Here is a 16,020-nt window from a genome sequence, read left to right as displayed (position 1 = left end):
TGTCGCCTCAGTGATGCTGGCGAAGAACGGACTCACCCGGTGCGGCAGCCGCAGGCTCCTGCTGGGGCCCCTGGGCCTGTCGCTGTTCATCGGCCGTGGTGGGCATTTTGCCAGAACGGGCAAGCTGCTCGGGATCCACACCATCATCGGGAATGAAGACATGCGGCAGCGTCTTATTGAGCTGCGTGCCAACTTCCTCCGTGATGTCCTGACCGCCAACATGCAGCACGACCTGCTCTGCGTGCAGGATCAGGTTCATATTATGGGCAGCAGCGACCGCGGCGATGATACCATTAGGCTCTTCCAGTTCACGCTCGATCTGGTGCATGGCGACCTGAGCGGCCTCCTGAATGACGCGGGCCTGATTGCCGAAATCATGCTGATCCTTGGCGCGACGCTCCTGAAGGTGACGTTCGCGCAGCTGGATCTGGTCAGAAGTTAGGGTACGGGCCTGGGCCTGCAGCTTCTGCTGCTCGCCACGCCATGCGGCTTCCTCACGCTGGACGGCCTGCGCCAGACGGTCACGGCGGGCGCCGAGAACCTGCTGGATTTCCTGCCATGCGCTGGAGATCTGCATGACGGCCTGGACGTTGATCACGCCGATCACGGCTGCCGGCGGAGGCGAAGCCTTGGCGATAGTCGGAGGCGCCGGGATCGGAGGCAGCGGAAGGACCGGAGGAGCCTGCTGCTGTTCGGCCGGAGCGGAATCATCTTCGTCTTCAGGAGCGGAAACCGGAACACGACGCGGCACCGGGCGCGGTGCCGGGGCGTCGGGATGAGCGGCCTTGGGAACAAACCATCCGCCATTGCCACCAGCGGCCTGGGCCTGGGCGCCCGGTGTGGAGACAAGAATCGTCGCAGCCAGAAGCGCGCCGGCCGAAACCGTGCGCATCAGGGAAGTAAAGGTCATGACCACCTCTTGGGAAGGGGTTGAAGAACAGGACGGCAAGGTGTCGAACAGTTCAGAACTGCTGGCCAAAACCGAAACGCAGCGGATACAGACGGTCACCATGTTCCTTGCGGATCGGCACGGCGCCATCGATGTTGACGAGACCGAACGGGCTCTTCCATGACACACCGAGACCACCCGACACACGCGGGATCAGGTTGTCACCGGTAATCGGGGTGTAGTTGTCGCCGTCGTTCAGGCGGTTGGTATAAAGATGCTTGACGCGAACCCCGGCAAGACTACCGGCGTCGATGAAGCCACGCCCTGAAATCCCCAGATCGTCACCCATAGGCAGCGGGAAGTTAAGCTGTGCCGAGGCCGTATACATGAAACGGCCACCCAGCAGATCTTCCTGGCCCTGAGCCGGGATATAGACACCGTTGATCTTGAGATGCCCCGAACGCGGACCGACACCGCCCTGCAGGAAGCCTCGCAGATTTTCACCACCAAGATAGAAGTTATCGATGATGTTACGATTGCCGCTGGAGCTCCAGTCGCCCATATAACCGACACCGCCCTTGAACTGGAACGTCCAGTCATGGTTGCCGGTCAGATCGTCAAGCGGCAGGTAATAAGCACCATCCGCCTTCACACGGGCATATTTCGAGTTGCCACCAATACCGGCAAAGTCACCGCCGACCTTGAACATGTAACCCGAATGCGGATTCATGCGGCGGTCACGACGGTCATAGGTCACAGACGTGCTCAGCTGTGAAAGCAGCGACCAGCCGGCCGACTGCTGGACATAGATCGACGGAACCCACTGGATCAGACTTGGGTCTGCTGCAACAGCAGCCTGATCGTAGAAATTTCCGACCTGACGATCGACGAGCGTATAGTTCCAAGACTGCGACAGATACCGGTTATAGGCATAACCCAAGCGCAGGCTCATGCCGTACTGGGATTCTTTATAGCTCTGATATGTCTGGTAGTTGTTCTGAATAAAGTAGAAGTCGGCACCGGCCACGAGATTCCGGTTCAGGAAGTACGGATCGGTGATCGAGATATCAGCCTGCTTTTCATAGTAAGCAACCGTACCCGAGATACCGGCATCCACACCCGTTCCGAGCAGGTTATGCTGCTTGATCGAAGCGTTACCGAGAATACCGACGTCCGTCGAGTAACCGCCACCGAGGGAGAATTCGCCTGTCGGCTTCTCGACCACGTTGGCGGAGACGTTGACACGATCAGGGGCAGACCCCTGCGTCTGGTCGACGGAGACAGAGCTGAAATATCCGAGATCCTGCAGACCCAGCTTGGAATATTTCCGGTCGAACGGGGTGTACGGGTCCCCTTCGGCCATCGGCAGGTTACGGCGGATCACATCGTCATGGGTGATGGTGTTGCCGTTAATGTCGATACGCTCGACATAGACATGCGGACCTTCGGTCACGTCGAACAGCAGGTTGACGAGGTGTTTTTCAGGATTGCGGGCGATTTCCGAACGCACCATGGCGAACGGATGCCCCGTGGCCTGAAGCCACTCCTGCATGTTCTTGGTGTTGTTCTGGATCGCCGTGCCGTCATACCACTGGTGCGGGAAAAGCTCGACATGCGGGCGCAGCATTTCCGGCGTCACGTGACGGACGCTGGAGCGCACATCCATCTTGCCCAGACGATAGCGGTCACCCTCATGAAGCGTGAAGGTGATGTAGAAAGATTTGTGATCAGGCGCGAGTTCGCCGGTCGCATCGACCATATGGAAGTCGACGAAGCCGTTATGCAGGTAGAAACGACGCAGAAGCTCGGCGTCGTACTTCACGCGTTCCGGATTGTATTCATCCGAAGACGAGAAAAAGCGATACCAAATCGTCTCCTTGGACGAGATGACCTGCGCCAGACGGGCTTCGCTGAACGCATGATTGCCAACGAAGACGATTTTCTTGATGAGCGTCTGCTGAGCTTCATTGATATTGAAGACCACGTCCACACGGTTGTGGGACAGCTTGACGATCTGCGGCGTGACGGTCGCACCAAAACGGGCCTTGCCAGCGTACTGGTTCAGGATCTTCTGACGGTCGGCGGCCGTCGTTTCGGACGAGAATACGGCGCGGGGACGTAGGCTGATTTCCTTGCGGAGATCTTCGTCCTTCAGCGCGTGATTGCCTTCGAACACGATACGGTTGACGATCGGGTTCTCGACGAGATCCACGAGAAGCGTATTGCCGTCGCGATGCAGCGTCACGTCCTTGAAAAGGCCGGTGGCGTAGAGCGTCTTCAGTGAACGGTCGAGGTCGTCCTGATTGAACGTATCACCGGGCTGCGCAACCATGTAGGACAGCACCGTGCTCGTCTCGATCCGGGTATTCCCCTTGACCGAGATAGCCTGGATGATGTTTCCACCTGAAGCAGAGGCCCCTGCCGGTGCCTGATGACGAACGGAACGTGCCTGTGCCGCTCCGAGGACGGCCGGTAGCAGACAGGCTGATGCAAGCAGCATCAGACGCATGTTCGAAGACCGGGAACCTCTTGACCGTGATCCTGACAAACCGGCTTTCCTTGTAACATATTTTTTGCAGGCGACTGACACGTCACGCCATTGGCGGAGGTATCCGATAACCCCTACCCCGCGCAAGATGCCCTGACGTGTTCAACTGTATCACAAGTCTTTTCAGAATATTTAGCTTACCGCGTGAAAGAGCCAGTGAAACAGTCCGATGTTGGTCAGATCATTGACCGTCGAAAAGAGGAAAAGCGCGCCGATCAGGGCCATTCCGACCTGCATGCTGACTTCCTGGACCCTTCTGGAGACCGGCCGGCCGCGGATCGCTTCGCAGACATAGAATACGAGACGACCACCATCGAGCACCGGAATTGGGAAAAGATTGATCAGGCCAAGATTGATGGAAAGCAGCGCCATGAAGGAAATGATGCTGGCCAGACCGTAACTTGCGACCTGCCCGGAAAGCTGCGCGATGCGAATCGTGCCCCCCAGTTCCTTCGCGCTTCGCTGGCCGCTGATGATCTGCCAGACGCCTTCAAGCGTCATGACCGATTTGTCCCAGGTTTCCTGCATTCCCATGATGAAAGCAGAGGGCAGCGAGACAGGTCTGCCCCGCGAAATCGCGAAGGCGACACCGAGGCTTCCCATCTCGTGACCATTATTTTTCAGGGTATCCAGCGTCACTGGCAGGGTCAGATCTTCGGTTCCGCGATGGATACTCAGAACAGTCTGTTGACCGGGATGAGCCGCAACGGTGGACATGACATCCTCGGCACCGAAGATGTGCGTATTACCGATGCTGGTGATGACATCACCGGGTTTTACGCCTGCATGTTCCGCCGGACTTCCGGCAGTAACCTGGGAAATGTCACCATGGATTTCGGGCTTGCCGACAACTGCAAAAAGTACCGTGAAAGCCAGAATCGCAAAAATGAAATTGAAGACCGGCCCCATGATGATGACGAGTGCCCGAGAGCCAACCGGCTTGTCATGGAACGTGCGGCCTGGAATCCAGGCGGCCTTCTGTTCATCAGTTGCGTCCTCAGGGCCCTCAAAACCGTGCGGTTTGACGAAGCCTCCAAGTGGAATGGCGCTGATCCGCCATTCAGTACCGGATTTGTCATGCCAGCGATGGATGGCAGGACCGAAACCGATGGAGAAGGTGTCCACCTTCACACCACGCCAGCGCGCGGCAAGGTAATGCCCGAGTTCATGAATGAAAACGAGAATGCCTAGGATCAGGACATAGGCCAGAATAGTGCGTAAAAGATCATGCATTCAGGGCGGTCTCGCTCACATCATTTCGCAAGTGGCCGCTTTCGCGAAGGATATGCGCTTCAGCCAGAGCCCGGCCGCGCGCGTCCCAATGTAACACCTCGGCGAGAGTCGTGAGTTCGGGATTTTCGTCCATGGCCTGTAGGGCAGCGTCAATTGTCTCACCAATGCCAAGAAAACCGATACGGCGGTTCAGGAAGGCATCAACTGCAACTTCGTTTGCGGCTGAGAAGACTGCCGGCGCAGCCCCCCCTGCCCTCAAGACCTGTCGGGCGAGACGCAGGGGGGCGAAGCGGACTTCATCAGGGGCTTCGAACTCCAGCCGGCCATAAGCGGCCAGATCGAGACGGTCGCAAGGCGTGGCCATGCGCTTGGGCCATGCAAGCGTATGTGCAATGGGGATACGCATGTCGGCCGAGCCCATCTGGGAGACGAGACTGCCATCACGGAATTGCACCAGACCATGCACGACGGACTGGGGATGGACCAGAACGTCGATCCGATCCTCTGTCAGGCCAAACAGGCGGGCTGCCTCGATGACTTCCAGTCCTTTGTTGGCCATGGAGGCGGAGTCGATCGTGATCTTGGCACCCATCGACCATGTGGGATGCTTCAGGGCCTTTTCAGGCGTAGCGGCGCGCATTTCCTCAATGGAGGACTTGCGGAACGGGCCGCCTGAAGCCGTCAGGATGATCTTTTCGACGCTGTCCATGTCACAGCCACCAAGAGACTGCGCAATGGCGTTGTGTTCCGAATCGACGGGCAGAAGCGTGGCACCCGCTTTGGCTACGGCACGCAGCATGACGTCACCGGCGCAGACAAGAGCTTCCTTGTTGGCAAGAGCCACGGCATGACCGTTGCGGGCAGCGGCAAGTGTCGGCTCCAGACCGGCAGCCCCTGTGATGGCCGCCATCGTCCAGTCGGCTTCCATGGCGCCGGCCTCAATGACGGCCTGACGACCTGCGGCAGTCCGGATACCCGTGCCAGCGAGGCAGGATTTCAGCTCTTCATGGCGGCGTTCATCATGGATGACGGCGACTTCGGCATTCAGACGCTTGGCCTGTTCGGCGAGCAGGGCAGCGTTACAGCCACCAACCAGCGCGCGCACTTCGATCTGGTCCGGAATACGGGCGAGCAGATCGACCGTGGACGTTCCAATGCTGCCGGTGCTGCCGAGCACCGTGATGCGACGACGTGCAGAACCGTCAGTCATGAGAAAAGCTCCCCTGAGAAATGGATGGATGTGCAGAGCCGCCAGTCAGATCTGCAGGAAGAATGGACCAGAAAGGTTGCGCCGCCACCAGAAGCGACAGCAGGGCTGCGGCAGGAGCCGCGGCGAGAAGGCCATCGAAACGGTCCAGAAGGCCGCCATGCCCGGGAATGAGGCGGCCGGAGTCCTTGACGCCAAGGCGCCGTTTGGCAGCACTTTCCAGCAGGTCGCCGCTTTGGGAAAAAATACCCAGGACAGCCCCGCAGATCAGGCCGCCCCACTGGGTGCCGGGTACAGTCAGCCAGGCCACCAACCCACCGGCCAGCGCCGCCCCGAAAAGACCGCCGATCGCGCCGGAGCGCGTTTTTCCGGGAGAAATGGAGGGAGCCAGTTTGGGCCCACCGAAAATGCGTCCCGTCAGATAGGCGAAGCTGTCACTTGCGATGACGACGGACAGGACGAAAAGGACAGAGGCCATTCCGAAAGGCAGGTGACGCAGCCACAGGAGCGACAGGCCACCGATAATGGCAATGACGACAGGAACGCTGGCTGGGAAACCGAAGATCAGCGTGGGCCAGATCATCCAGAACGCAGCGCTCCACTCCCCTTTCAGGGCAGCGAGACCGGCAATGACAGGCCAGGCCAGCAGAAGGATGCCACGCCACGTTTTCAGCGGCTGGCGGATAAGGGTTTCACCCTCCCAGACCAGGCCGAACATCGCCAGCAGGATCAGGCCATCATAGACCGGGCCGCCTGTCCAGATGCAGAAGGCTGCAACTGGGATCAGCACCGCAGCGGAAAGCAGGCGCAGACGCAGGTCTGACCATCTGGCGGAGGCGGCGCTCATGCCGGCCGTCCGCCGAACCGGCGCTGGCGGCTGGCAAAGCGGGCAAGGGCTTCAAGAAATTCGGCCTCGCCAAAATCAGGCCAGAGCACGTCCATGAAGACCAGTTCGGCATAGGCGCTCTGCCAGAGCAGGAAATTGGAGAGACGACACTCGCCGCTGGTGCGAATGACAAGATCCGGGTCGGGCATGTCACACGTCTGAAGTGCATCATCGAGCATGGTCTCATTAATGCTCTCGGCCGTGATCTTCCCGGCAACGGCGTCTTCAGCAAGACGCCGGGCAGCCTGAACGATGTCGGCGCGTCCTCCATAGGACAACGCAAGCGTCAGGGTAAGGGTCGTATTGTGCAGGGTCAGCGCTTCTGCACGGCGCAGTTCTTCGCGCAGGGCGCTTTCAAAACGCTCCGGCTCACCAATGACCCGCAGGCGCACACCCTGGACATGCAATTCATTAATCTTGTGGCGCAGGTAAAAGCGCAGCAGGGAAGTAAGGTCTCCGACTTCCTCGGACGAACGGCGCCAGTTCTCGGATGAGAACACATAGAGCGTGAGATAACGCACACCCTGACGGATGGCCGTGCGGACACATCGCTGCACGGATTCCGCACCCTGACGGTGACCGGCAGCCACGGGAAGCTTGCGCGCACGCGCCCAGCGGCCGTTCCCATCCATGATCATGGCGATATGGACGGGAACGACGCTCACGCCGCCTCCTGTTGGGGAGGCGACGCTACGGTCGCGACGGGGGAGAGGACCTGCGGACAAATGAGCGATCAGACCTGTTTGATCTCGCGTTCTTTATCCGCGAAAATGTCGTCCACCTTCTTGATGTACTGGTCTGTCAGCTTCTGGATGGCGTCGGTCCAGGTCTTCATGTCGTCCTGGCTGATGTCGCTCTTCTTTTCCAGCGCCTTGGTCTGCTCCATGCCGTCACGACGCACGCCACGCACGGAGATCTTGCCGTTTTCTGCATAACGGCTGGCGGCACGGGCAAGCTCGTTACGACGCTCCTCGGTCAGGGCCGGAATGGGGACGCGGACCGTTTGGCCGTCCGTAGCCGGATTGAGGCCAAGGCCGCTGTCGCGGATGGCACGCTCGACAGCGCCTACGACCGTACGGTCCCAGACGGAGACAGTCAGCATGCGGGCTTCAGGCACGGCGATGGAACCGACCTGTGACAGCGGGACTTCAGAGCCATAGGCTTCAACACGCACCGGCTCCAGCAGGTTCGGGCTGGCACGGCCGGAGCGCAGGCCGGAGAGATCCCGGCGCAGACTTTCGATCGCACCATCCATTCGGCGGGTCAGATCGGCGAGAAGGTCATTCAGGTCAGCAGGCACGGGCTGTTCCTTTCAGTTCGACTGGTTCTCAGGATCAATCCTGAGGATTTCGTTGAAAATGCGGAGCTCAGTCCGCTTCGATGATCTTGGTAAAGAGCCCTTCCCCACGCATCACGGCACTGAAGGAGCCGGGAGCATGCATGTTGAAGACCACGATGGGCAATCTGTTTTCACGAGCGAGGCTGATTGCGGCTGCGTCCATGACGTTCAGGTCGCGGGCCAGCACCTCAAGATAGGTCAACTGGTCATAACGCTGGGCGTCCGGGTTACGACGCGGATCGGCGGAATAGACACCGTCCACCTGCGTGCCCTTGAAGAGCGCATCGCATTCCATCTCATTGGCGCGGAGGGCTGCGGCCGTGTCCGTCGTGAAGAACGGGTTGCCGGTGCCGGCTGCGAAAATGACGACGCGGCCCTTTTCCATATGGCGCACGGCGCGGCGGCGGATATAGGGCTCGGCAATGGCGGCCATCTGGATTGCCGTCATCACGCGCGTTTCCATGCCGCGACGCTCAAGCGCGTTCTGCAGCATCAGCGCATTGATGACGGTTGCCAGCATGCCGGCATAATCGCCCTGCGCGCGGTCCATACCCTTGGCTGCGGCTGCAAGGCCGCGGAAGATGTTGCCACCGCCGACGACGAGGCAGACTTCCACTCCGGAAGCCACCACTTCGGCGATATCGGCGGCAACCATGTCCACCATTACGGGGTCTACCCCTGACGGTCCGTCGCCCATGAGTGCCTCACCGGACACCTTGAGCAGGACGCGTTTGTAGGAGGGGCTCTGTTCTCGATTTTCGGTCATCATGCCCGTCTCTGGCTGGATGTGTCTTGACGTGCGCCTGTCATACAGACGTGGCGGGATTGGAACAAGCGATGTCAGGATGCCGGATTTCGAACATCCCGGCACCTGCCTTTTTCAGTCGTCGAGGCCGATGGCGCGCAGACGGGCCTTTTCCTCGTCCCATCCTGCCCGTTCCTTGACGTTCAGGAACAGATGGCACTTGCGGTCCAGAAGCTCCTGAAGTTCCATACGGGCCCGGGCGCCGAGGGACTTGATCTTGTGGCCTCCCTCCCCGATCAGGATGGCCTTGTGCCCGGGACGGGAAACATAGATCGTCACCTCGATCCGCACCGATCCGTCCGGACGCTCCTTGAAGCTCTCGGTCTCGACAGTGGCCTGATACGGAATTTCCTCATGCGTCTGCATGAAGATCTGCTCACGGACCAGTTCGGCGGCAAGCAGACGATCCGGCAGGTCGGTCAGGTCATCTTCAGGGTAAAGGAAAGGACCTTCGGGCAGCTCGGTCGCCAGACGCGCCATCAGGTCGCTGACGCCCTCGCCCGAACGGGCGCTCAGCATGAAGACGTGCTCGACCTTGATGAGGCCGCTGATTTCCTGTGTCAGGGGCAGCAGCTCACCACGCTCCACCAGATCCGTCTTGTTCAGCACAAGCCAGATGCGGCCCTTGCTTTCAGACAGCTTGGCGATGATCTCACGGACATCTTCGCGCAGGCCGGATTTTGCATCCACCAGCAGCAGAGTCAGATCCGCATCCTGCGAACCCGACCACGCCGCGTTGACCATGGCCCGGTCGAGACGGCGGCGCGGCTTGAAGATGCCCGGCAGGTCCACGAGGATGATCTGGGCATTGTCCTGCATGACGATGCCGAGCGTCCTGAAACGGGTCGTCTGGGCCTTGGGACTGACGATGGACAGCTTGGCTCCGGCAATCCGGTTGAGCAGGGTGGACTTCCCCGCGTTCGGGGCGCCGACGAGAGCCACGAAACCGCAGCGCGTGGTCATGTTCTGATCCTTTGTTGATGGCATCTCAGGATGCCACATTCTGACCGAGGAGTTTCAATAGCGCAGTCGCCGCGGCACTTTCCGCCAGTCTTTTGCTGCCGGCTTCTCCCGTCCCTGTATACCCCTTGGTAGTGACACTGACGCGGAACACGGGCGCATGGGATGGGCCTTCCGAAGACAGGAGCTCGTAGTTCGGAAGTGGCAGACCCTGCGAGAGCATATATTCCTGCAGCAGCGTCTTGGGTTCCTTGTGAGGTCGGTCGGCGCTGTCGATGCGGGACTGCCAGTACTGGCGCACCACTCGGCGGGCCGGCTCCAGACCGCCATCCAGATAGAGCGCGCCAAGAAGGGCTTCCATCGCGTCTGCACGGATGCTGGAAAGGCGCCGGATGCCGGCATCTTCCTCATGCGGGGAAATCTGGAGCGAGGCCGAAAGACCGACCTGATCGGCGATTTCAGCCAACACGGTCCGCGATACCAGATGGGCGTGACGGGGACCGAGAGCCCCCTCCTGTTCGTCGGGATAGCGTTCCAGCAGCCATTCGGCCATCAGCAGACCGAGAACCCGGTCCCCGATGAATTCGAGACGCTCGTTTGAGCCGCTGCCCTTGGGACGCTGGTTCCGACGCGAGCGGCGGGGATCACGCCCGGAAACTGCTGAACGATGCGTGAGAGCTTCGTTCAGCAGTTCGGGTTTTGAGAACTTATGCCCAAGCGCCGTTTGCATGGAGACAAGGGCTTCTGAAGAGGTGAGTTTCATGTGACGGAGTGCAGAAAACGGTTCCAGCGAATCTCGGTCGGCCAGTACCAGAACTGCCAGGCCGGATGCCGCATATCCATGGAAAACAGGACGATAGGCGCGCGACCAACGAGATTCTGCATGGGGACAAAACCCAGATCCTCCGGCCCATCGCCCTGGAAACGACTGTCGGCACTGTCGTCACGATCATCGCCCATGGCGAAGAAGGAACCCTCCGGCACGACATATTCAGGCGTGTCGTTGGCAAAGCCCTCATCCGTCAGTTTGAGGATGTCGTGCTCGACGGTCGGACGCCCAGCACTGCCGGGAAGGCTCTCGCGGTAGCGGTCGCCGCTGAGAAGACGGTTGTTTTCGTCTAAAACTTCGTAGTGACCCAGTGACGTACGGGGGACTTCGATACCATTGAGGATCAGCTTGCCGCCCGTAACCTGAATATGATCGCCGGGCAGGCCGATGATGCGCTTAATGTAATCCACCGACGTATCACGCGTGAAACGGAAAACCGCAACATCACCACGATGAGGCTCGGAACTTAGAATCCGGCCGCTGAAGACATTCGGGGAGAACGGGAACGAGAAGCGCGAGTACCCGTAGCTGAACTTCGAAACCAGCACGAAATCGCCGATCTGAAGCGTCGGGATCATCGAGCCGGACGGGATATTGAAAGGCTCCACTACAAGCGATCGCACGGCGAAGACAGCCAGAAGCAGCACGCAGAAATAGCGGATGCTCTCGCCCAGCGTCTCTTCGCGGCGTGCGGGCTTGTCGCCAGCACTTTCTGAACCCTGCACGGGCCTGTTCTCCTTGGTCATGAGACGCTCTTAACGCAGCTTGACGGCGTTGGCGAGCGCTTCAATCGGTGCAGTCGATCCCGGAGGAACGGATTGGATAATGACCTGCGCAAGAGCGAAGGGAGGATCATCGGTCAGACTGACAAGAAGCTGTGTGTCCTGTCCTGCTGGCGTCAGTCGCTGAAGGGCCTTCTGCGCGCCGCCTGAAAGGCGCAGTTCGGGCGCGCCGCTCGGGCCATTACAGATCCCGATGTCCTGAAGCTGAACGCCCTCTGCAAAACCGGTTCCCAGCGCTTTTGCACAGGCTTCCTTCGCGGCCCAGCGCTTGGCATAGCTGCCCATCCGCGCAGCGCCCGAAAGGCGGTCAGCGTGGGTTCGCTCAGTCTCGGTGAAAACACGTTTGAGAAAGCGGTCACCGAAACGTTCGACACTCTGTTCAATACGCGAGATCATGCACAGGTCCGTTCCCATGCCGAGGATCACGTGCTCATCCCTTGGCGCGCTCGACCTGCATGACGCCTACAGCCGTGCGGAACGCTGCGATCAGGGATGACAGATGGCGCAGATCCTTCACTTCAAGATCCACGAGGATTTCCATGAAATCGAGCTGGCGGTTTACGATCTTGAGGTTGATGACGCTGCCATTGTGCTTGGCCGCAACATTGGTCAGCGTCGCAAGGACTTCAGGCTCGTTGGCCGCCACAACGGACAGACGGGCCGTATAAGGCTCCGCACCCTGACGGCGACCAAGGGCCTCGTAATCCCAGTCCACTTCCAGAAAGCGTTCGGGCGTATCGGCAAAGCTGGACAGATTCTGGCAGCCGCGGCGATGGATGGTCACGCCCTTGCCCTGCGCGATGATCCCGACGATCGGATCACCTGGCAGCGGACGGCAGCATCCCGCAAAGCTGACGGCGATACCTGAACCGATTCCCTTGATCGTACTGCCTGAATGGGCGGCCGTGTTCTTGGAGCCCGCATGCCCTGCGCCGAGCATGAGGGACTGGCCGAAACGCGGAGACAGGCCCGGCACCATTCTCGGCGCACGCACACTCTGACGCAGTTCCGGATAGGCCGTATTGACCACATCCTTGGGGCCAAGCTGACCGTTTCCAACCGAGACGTACAGGTCTTCCACCGATGCCTGACGCAGTTCCTTAAGAATTCCGTCGAGAACTTTTTCAGAACCGTCCACACCCTCCTGACGGAAGGCCTTGGCAATGGCAGCACGGCCGTTATCCAGATGGACCTGACGCTGCTGCTGCGCCACGAAACGCCGGATACGGGCACGCGCCTTGCCGGTTGCGACAAAGCGCTCCCAGGACGGGGATGGCGTGCCGCCACGGGCCGTCATGATCTCGACCTGATCACCATTCTGCAGCTCATGCCGCAAAGGCATCAGGCGACCATTGACCTTCGCACCCACGCAGGTATCGCCGACCTGACTGTGCACGGCGTAGGCGAAATCGACGGGCGTTGCGCCGCGCGGCAGGGAAATCAGCTGCCCTTTGGGCGTGAAGCAGAAAACCTGGTCCTGATAGAGCTCGAGCTTGGTGTTCTCAAGAAACTCGTCGGGAGCCTGACTGTCTTCGAGAATTTCCAGCAGATCCTGGACCCAGCGCAGCTTGCGGGTCGGAGCGCCGAACGCAGACGACAGGGCAGCGGCTTCGCGCTCGCTCGGGGTCGCATGTTCCTTGTAGGCCCAGTGCGACGCCACACCGTTTTCAGCCAGATCGTGCATTTCCGCGGTCCGGATCTGGACCTCGATCTTCTGGTTGCGCGGATGACGCAGGGTCACGCCGGTATGAAGGCTCTGGTATCCGTTGGCCTTGGGCGTGGAAATGTAATCCTTGAAGCGCCCGGCGATCATCGGATAAGCGCCGTGGATCGCTCCAAGCGCCATATAACAGGCATCGCGCGTCGGCACGAGCAGACGAAACGCCATGATGTCTGAAAGCTGTTCGAACGCCACGTTCCGGCGCTGCATCTTTTCCCAGATCGAATAGGGCGATTTCTCACGTCCCGTAACCTCGACCTTGTCGATCCCGGTTTCGGCACACAGGGCCATCAGTTCCTGACGGACCTGCTCGATAACGTCCGCCCCCTGCCCGCGCAGAAAGTTCAGGCGTGCTCGAATCGTCGCGTCGGCTTCGGGCTCAAGCTGGGCAAAGGAAAGGTTCTGAAGCTCCGTCTTGACGCGATCCATACCGATACGCTCGGCGAGAGGCGCATAGATATCCATGGTCTCGCGCGCGATACGCTGTCGGCGATCCGTGCGCTGCACATAATGCAACGTGCGCATGTTGTGCAGACGGTCGGCCAGCTTGACGATCAGAACACGGATATCCCGCGACATGGCCAGGACGAGCTTGCGGAAGTTCTCGGCCTGCTTGGTACGGTCGGACTGAAGTTCAAGCCGGGTGAGCTTCGTCACGCCATCGACGAGAGCCGCAACATCCTCGCCGAAACGGGCTTTCAGGGAGTCACAGGAGACGCCGGTATCTTCAACAGTGTCATGAAGCAGACCCACCATGATGGACGTTGCGTCCATGCGGAAACCGGCAAGGATATTGGCGACAGCGATGGGATGAGTGATGTAGGCATCGCCATTATCGCGGCGCTGCTCATTATGGGCATTGGCCGCAACATCATAGGCGGCTTCGATCCGGGACAGATCGGCAGACGGATCATAGCTTTCAATCCGTCTAAGCAGTCCGGCAATGGACGGTTTGAAATCGCCGGATGCTACGGGCGAGAGCGCATTTGGAGGAGATGCATCAGGCATGAAGCATGTCCTCCTTTCAATGAACCCTGGCAGAAATCAGCGGCGACCCCGGCCACCCAGTTCGGCTTCGATGGCTGCCGCTTCATCAGCGGACATGTTCTCGGCCATATGAGCATGTTCTTCTTCGGTGGAGACATCCTGCAGACCGAAAATGTTCTGGTCCGTCGGGATAAGATCCAGCACTTCTTCGTCAACAGGCTCCGGCTCCGGCGCACGGGCCAAGGAGCGGATGATGCCTTCGCGAAGGACGGGCAGGCTCACCTTGTCTTCGGCGATTTCGCGCAGGGCAACGACCGTGTTCTTGTCGTTTTCACGATCCAGACGGATTTCCTCACCGCGCGACAGGCCGCGTGCACGCTGGGCAGCGAGCAGAACCAGTTCAAAACGGTTAGGAACCTTCTCGATGCAATCTTCGACGGTTACGCGCGCCATGCGACAGGCCCCCTTCGGGTAAGACTAAGGAATAAAATAAGAGAGAATGCTGGCAATAACATGCGGTTCATGCGATTGCAATCCGCACCTGCCTCACCTCCGGAATTGAACCTGAGTGCATCCAAGCTCGTTCGCAGCTGGAAGGCAGCTTTTGCCCCTGTCGCACAGGGGAAAACATTTTACATACCAGGATTACCATTATGCTTCTGCGCCAGAACGAACGCACAGCCCTTTTCATCGACGGCGCCAGCCTCCACCACGCAGCCCGCAACCTAGGTTTCGAAGTCGATTTCCGCAGCCTGCGCAAACTGTTTGAATCCGAATGTCTTTTCCAGCGTGCCTTTTATTACGCCGCCATGCCCGAGACGGACGATTATTCCCCTCTCCGTCCCCTGACCGACTGGCTGGCCTATAACGGCTATCATCTCGTGCTGAAAAATGCGCGGGAGTTTACGGATCATTCAGGAAGACGGCGTATCAAGGGAAACATGGATGTCGAACTGACAGTGGATCTTCTGGAGCAGGCCGGCCGTCTCGATCATGCCGTGATCGTGAGTGGTGACTCCGACCTGCGGCGCGCCGTGGAAGCGGTGCAGGCGCGCGGGGTCCGGGTTACGGTCATTTCCTCGATGCGCTCGACGCCCCCGATGATCGGGGACGACCTGCGACGTCAGGCAGACCAGTTCGTTGAACTGGCAGATATTGCGCCGTCGTTCACACGCCGTCAGGCAGAGCCGCGCAATTCCACGCGGCAGGGGCCCGTTCGTCATCCGGCCGATATCAACAGTGACGAGACCAGCGATTCATGACACTTCGGGCTTCTACCGGAACGATCACCGCACCGCCTTCACCTCCTGCCTCGTCGGAAGGTGTACGGCCGGGCATCGGGCCATTATCGGCAGAACTGCTGATCGTCTGTCTTGATCCGGAAGAAGCCACAAGCACTCTGGGGTCCTTTCTGAAGGCCAACCAGATCGTTTTTGATGCTGCGAATGCCGGGCCGGACTCCATCGTCGGGCGGATTACGACCGTCATGCAGCCGCTTTCTCCCCAGCCTTTGGCTCTGCCTGCCGAGCTGGAAGTCTGCAGCGCCGCGCTCTGTACGGAGCTGCAGAATATGCACCGACTCAAGCTGGTCCTGACGCTCGGGATCAGCGCCCATATTGCTGTTCTGGGCGCTTGCGGAATTCCGCTCTCGCGACTGGATTTCCGGCCCGGCGAAATTACCCACCTGCCCGATGGGCTGCTTCTGGCAGATGGATGTCATTTCCCGACAAAGCCCTTCCCGTCCGACATGCTGGCCCAGCGTCGTTCGGCGCTGACGGAACTCTCCCCCAAGATCCGCGCAGCATTACGTCCAACAGCCTGAACCTTTCTGCTGA

The 16,020-nt window shown here is 59.7% G+C and carries 16 protein-coding genes; 2 read left to right on the top strand and 14 right to left on the bottom strand.

All coding sequences use genetic code 11. The annotated features are described in order from the left end of the window. Positions 1–7: 7 nt before the first annotated feature. From GRO01_RS02525 to rpoZ, 14 genes are all read right to left on the bottom strand, one after another. On the bottom strand, positions 8–910 hold the full coding sequence (locus tag GRO01_RS02525; protein ID WP_174787390.1) for an OmpH family outer membrane protein: 903 nt from the start codon (positions 908–910) through the stop codon (positions 8–10). A 52-nt stretch (positions 911–962) separates the two neighbouring features. Further along, positions 963–3,398, bottom strand: coding sequence for an outer membrane protein assembly factor BamA (gene bamA / locus GRO01_RS02520; RefSeq protein ID WP_062508724.1), 2,436 nt, complete (start codon positions 3,396–3,398; stop codon positions 963–965). Between the two features lie 171 nt (positions 3,399–3,569). Then, a complete protein-coding gene (rseP, locus tag GRO01_RS02515) occupies positions 3,570–4,670 on the bottom strand; it encodes an RIP metalloprotease RseP (protein ID WP_062508722.1) in 1,101 nt (366 codons plus the stop codon). Further along, a complete protein-coding gene (gene dxr / locus GRO01_RS02510) occupies positions 4,663–5,880 on the bottom strand; it encodes a 1-deoxy-D-xylulose-5-phosphate reductoisomerase (RefSeq protein ID WP_062508720.1) in 1,218 nt (405 codons plus the stop codon). Before dxr ends, rseP begins: the two co-directional genes overlap by 8 nt. Further along, positions 5,873–6,724, bottom strand: coding sequence for a phosphatidate cytidylyltransferase (locus tag GRO01_RS02505; protein WP_062508718.1), 852 nt, complete (start codon positions 6,722–6,724; stop codon positions 5,873–5,875). Before GRO01_RS02505 ends, dxr begins: the two co-directional genes overlap by 8 nt. Beyond that, complete coding sequence (gene uppS / locus GRO01_RS02500) at positions 6,721–7,401, bottom strand: polyprenyl diphosphate synthase (protein WP_062508820.1); 681 nt, start codon at positions 7,399–7,401, stop codon at positions 6,721–6,723. The genes GRO01_RS02505 and uppS overlap by 4 nt, the downstream gene beginning before the upstream one ends. Positions 7,402–7,496: 95 nt before the next feature. Further along, entirely contained in the window at positions 7,497–8,018 is a 522-nt protein-coding gene (frr, locus tag GRO01_RS02495) for a ribosome recycling factor (protein ID WP_062508819.1), read from the bottom strand. A gap of 112 nt (positions 8,019–8,130) precedes the next feature. Beyond that, entirely contained in the window at positions 8,131–8,871 is a 741-nt protein-coding gene (gene pyrH, locus GRO01_RS02490) for a UMP kinase (protein ID WP_062508717.1), read from the bottom strand. A 111-nt stretch (positions 8,872–8,982) separates the two neighbouring features. Then, a complete protein-coding gene (gene era, locus GRO01_RS02485; protein WP_062508817.1) occupies positions 8,983–9,870 on the bottom strand; it encodes a GTPase Era in 888 nt (295 codons plus the stop codon). Between the two features lie 25 nt (positions 9,871–9,895). Beyond that, entirely contained in the window at positions 9,896–10,630 is a 735-nt protein-coding gene (gene rnc, locus GRO01_RS02480) for a ribonuclease III (RefSeq protein ID WP_062508715.1), read from the bottom strand. Beyond that, entirely contained in the window at positions 10,627–11,421 is a 795-nt protein-coding gene (gene lepB, locus GRO01_RS02475; protein WP_083541329.1) for a signal peptidase I, read from the bottom strand. The genes rnc and lepB overlap by 4 nt, the downstream gene beginning before the upstream one ends. Positions 11,422–11,451: 30 nt before the next feature. Further along, on the bottom strand, positions 11,452–11,904 hold the full coding sequence (gene acpS, locus GRO01_RS02470) for a holo-ACP synthase (RefSeq protein ID WP_062508711.1): 453 nt from the start codon (positions 11,902–11,904) through the stop codon (positions 11,452–11,454). Between the two features lie 4 nt (positions 11,905–11,908). Next, positions 11,909–14,206 carry a RelA/SpoT family protein gene (locus GRO01_RS02465; RefSeq protein ID WP_062508702.1) on the bottom strand — a complete coding sequence of 766 codons (2,298 nt, stop codon included), beginning with the start codon at positions 14,204–14,206 and terminating at the stop codon, positions 11,909–11,911. Between the two features lie 36 nt (positions 14,207–14,242). Then, positions 14,243–14,638, bottom strand: coding sequence for a DNA-directed RNA polymerase subunit omega (rpoZ, locus tag GRO01_RS02460; protein ID WP_024716831.1), 396 nt, complete (start codon positions 14,636–14,638; stop codon positions 14,243–14,245). A gap of 200 nt (positions 14,639–14,838) precedes the next feature. On the opposite strand from rpoZ, the gene GRO01_RS02455 reads away from it, so the two are divergent. Next, the gene (locus GRO01_RS02455) at positions 14,839–15,447 is read left to right on the top strand and encodes a LabA-like NYN domain-containing protein (RefSeq protein WP_062508700.1); all 609 of its coding nucleotides are present in this window, start codon (positions 14,839–14,841) and stop codon (positions 15,445–15,447) included. Next, positions 15,444–16,007 (top strand): uracil-DNA glycosylase family protein, encoded by a 564-nt coding sequence (locus GRO01_RS02450; protein ID WP_062508698.1) that lies wholly within the window; start codon positions 15,444–15,446, stop codon positions 16,005–16,007. The genes GRO01_RS02455 and GRO01_RS02450 overlap by 4 nt, the downstream gene beginning before the upstream one ends. The last annotated feature ends 13 nt before the right edge of the window (positions 16,008–16,020 follow it).

The sequence above is a fragment of the Gluconobacter roseus NBRC 3990 genome (assembly GCF_006538885.1).
GTDB lineage: Bacteria > Pseudomonadota > Alphaproteobacteria > Acetobacterales > Acetobacteraceae > Gluconobacter > Gluconobacter roseus.
Note: the sequence above shows the minus strand (reverse complement) of the source record. Positions and strands in the feature narration are given on the sequence as shown.

Excerpts from the sequence above, each read along its gene's own strand:
- GRO01_RS02450 (WP_062508698.1), top strand. The coding sequence starts at position 15,444 with ATGACACTTCGGGCTTCTACCGGAACGATCACCGCACCGCCTTCACCT.
- pyrH (WP_062508717.1), bottom strand. The coding sequence starts at position 8,871 with ATGATGACCGAAAATCGAGAACAGAGCCCCTCCTACAAACGCGTCCTG.
- GRO01_RS02455 (WP_062508700.1), top strand. The coding sequence starts at position 14,839 with ATGCTTCTGCGCCAGAACGAACGCACAGCCCTTTTCATCGACGGCGCC.
- bamA (WP_062508724.1), bottom strand. The coding sequence starts at position 3,398 with ATGCGTCTGATGCTGCTTGCATCAGCCTGTCTGCTACCGGCCGTCCTC.
- GRO01_RS02505 (WP_062508718.1), bottom strand. The coding sequence starts at position 6,724 with ATGAGCGCCGCCTCCGCCAGATGGTCAGACCTGCGTCTGCGCCTGCTT.
- GRO01_RS02525 (WP_174787390.1), bottom strand. The coding sequence starts at position 910 with ATGACCTTTACTTCCCTGATGCGCACGGTTTCGGCCGGCGCGCTTCTG.
- dxr (WP_062508720.1), bottom strand. The coding sequence starts at position 5,880 with ATGACTGACGGTTCTGCACGTCGTCGCATCACGGTGCTCGGCAGCACC.
- era (WP_062508817.1), bottom strand. The coding sequence starts at position 9,870 with ATGACCACGCGCTGCGGTTTCGTGGCTCTCGTCGGCGCCCCGAACGCG.
- rseP (WP_062508722.1), bottom strand. The coding sequence starts at position 4,670 with ATGCATGATCTTTTACGCACTATTCTGGCCTATGTCCTGATCCTAGGC.
- uppS (WP_062508820.1), bottom strand. The coding sequence starts at position 7,401 with ATGATCATGGATGGGAACGGCCGCTGGGCGCGTGCGCGCAAGCTTCCC.
- rnc (WP_062508715.1), bottom strand. The coding sequence starts at position 10,630 with ATGAAACTCACCTCTTCAGAAGCCCTTGTCTCCATGCAAACGGCGCTT.
- frr (WP_062508819.1), bottom strand. The coding sequence starts at position 8,018 with ATGGATGGTGCGATCGAAAGTCTGCGCCGGGATCTCTCCGGCCTGCGC.
- GRO01_RS02465 (WP_062508702.1), bottom strand. The coding sequence starts at position 14,206 with ATGCCTGATGCATCTCCTCCAAATGCGCTCTCGCCCGTAGCATCCGGC.
- rpoZ (WP_024716831.1), bottom strand. The coding sequence starts at position 14,638 with ATGGCGCGCGTAACCGTCGAAGATTGCATCGAGAAGGTTCCTAACCGT.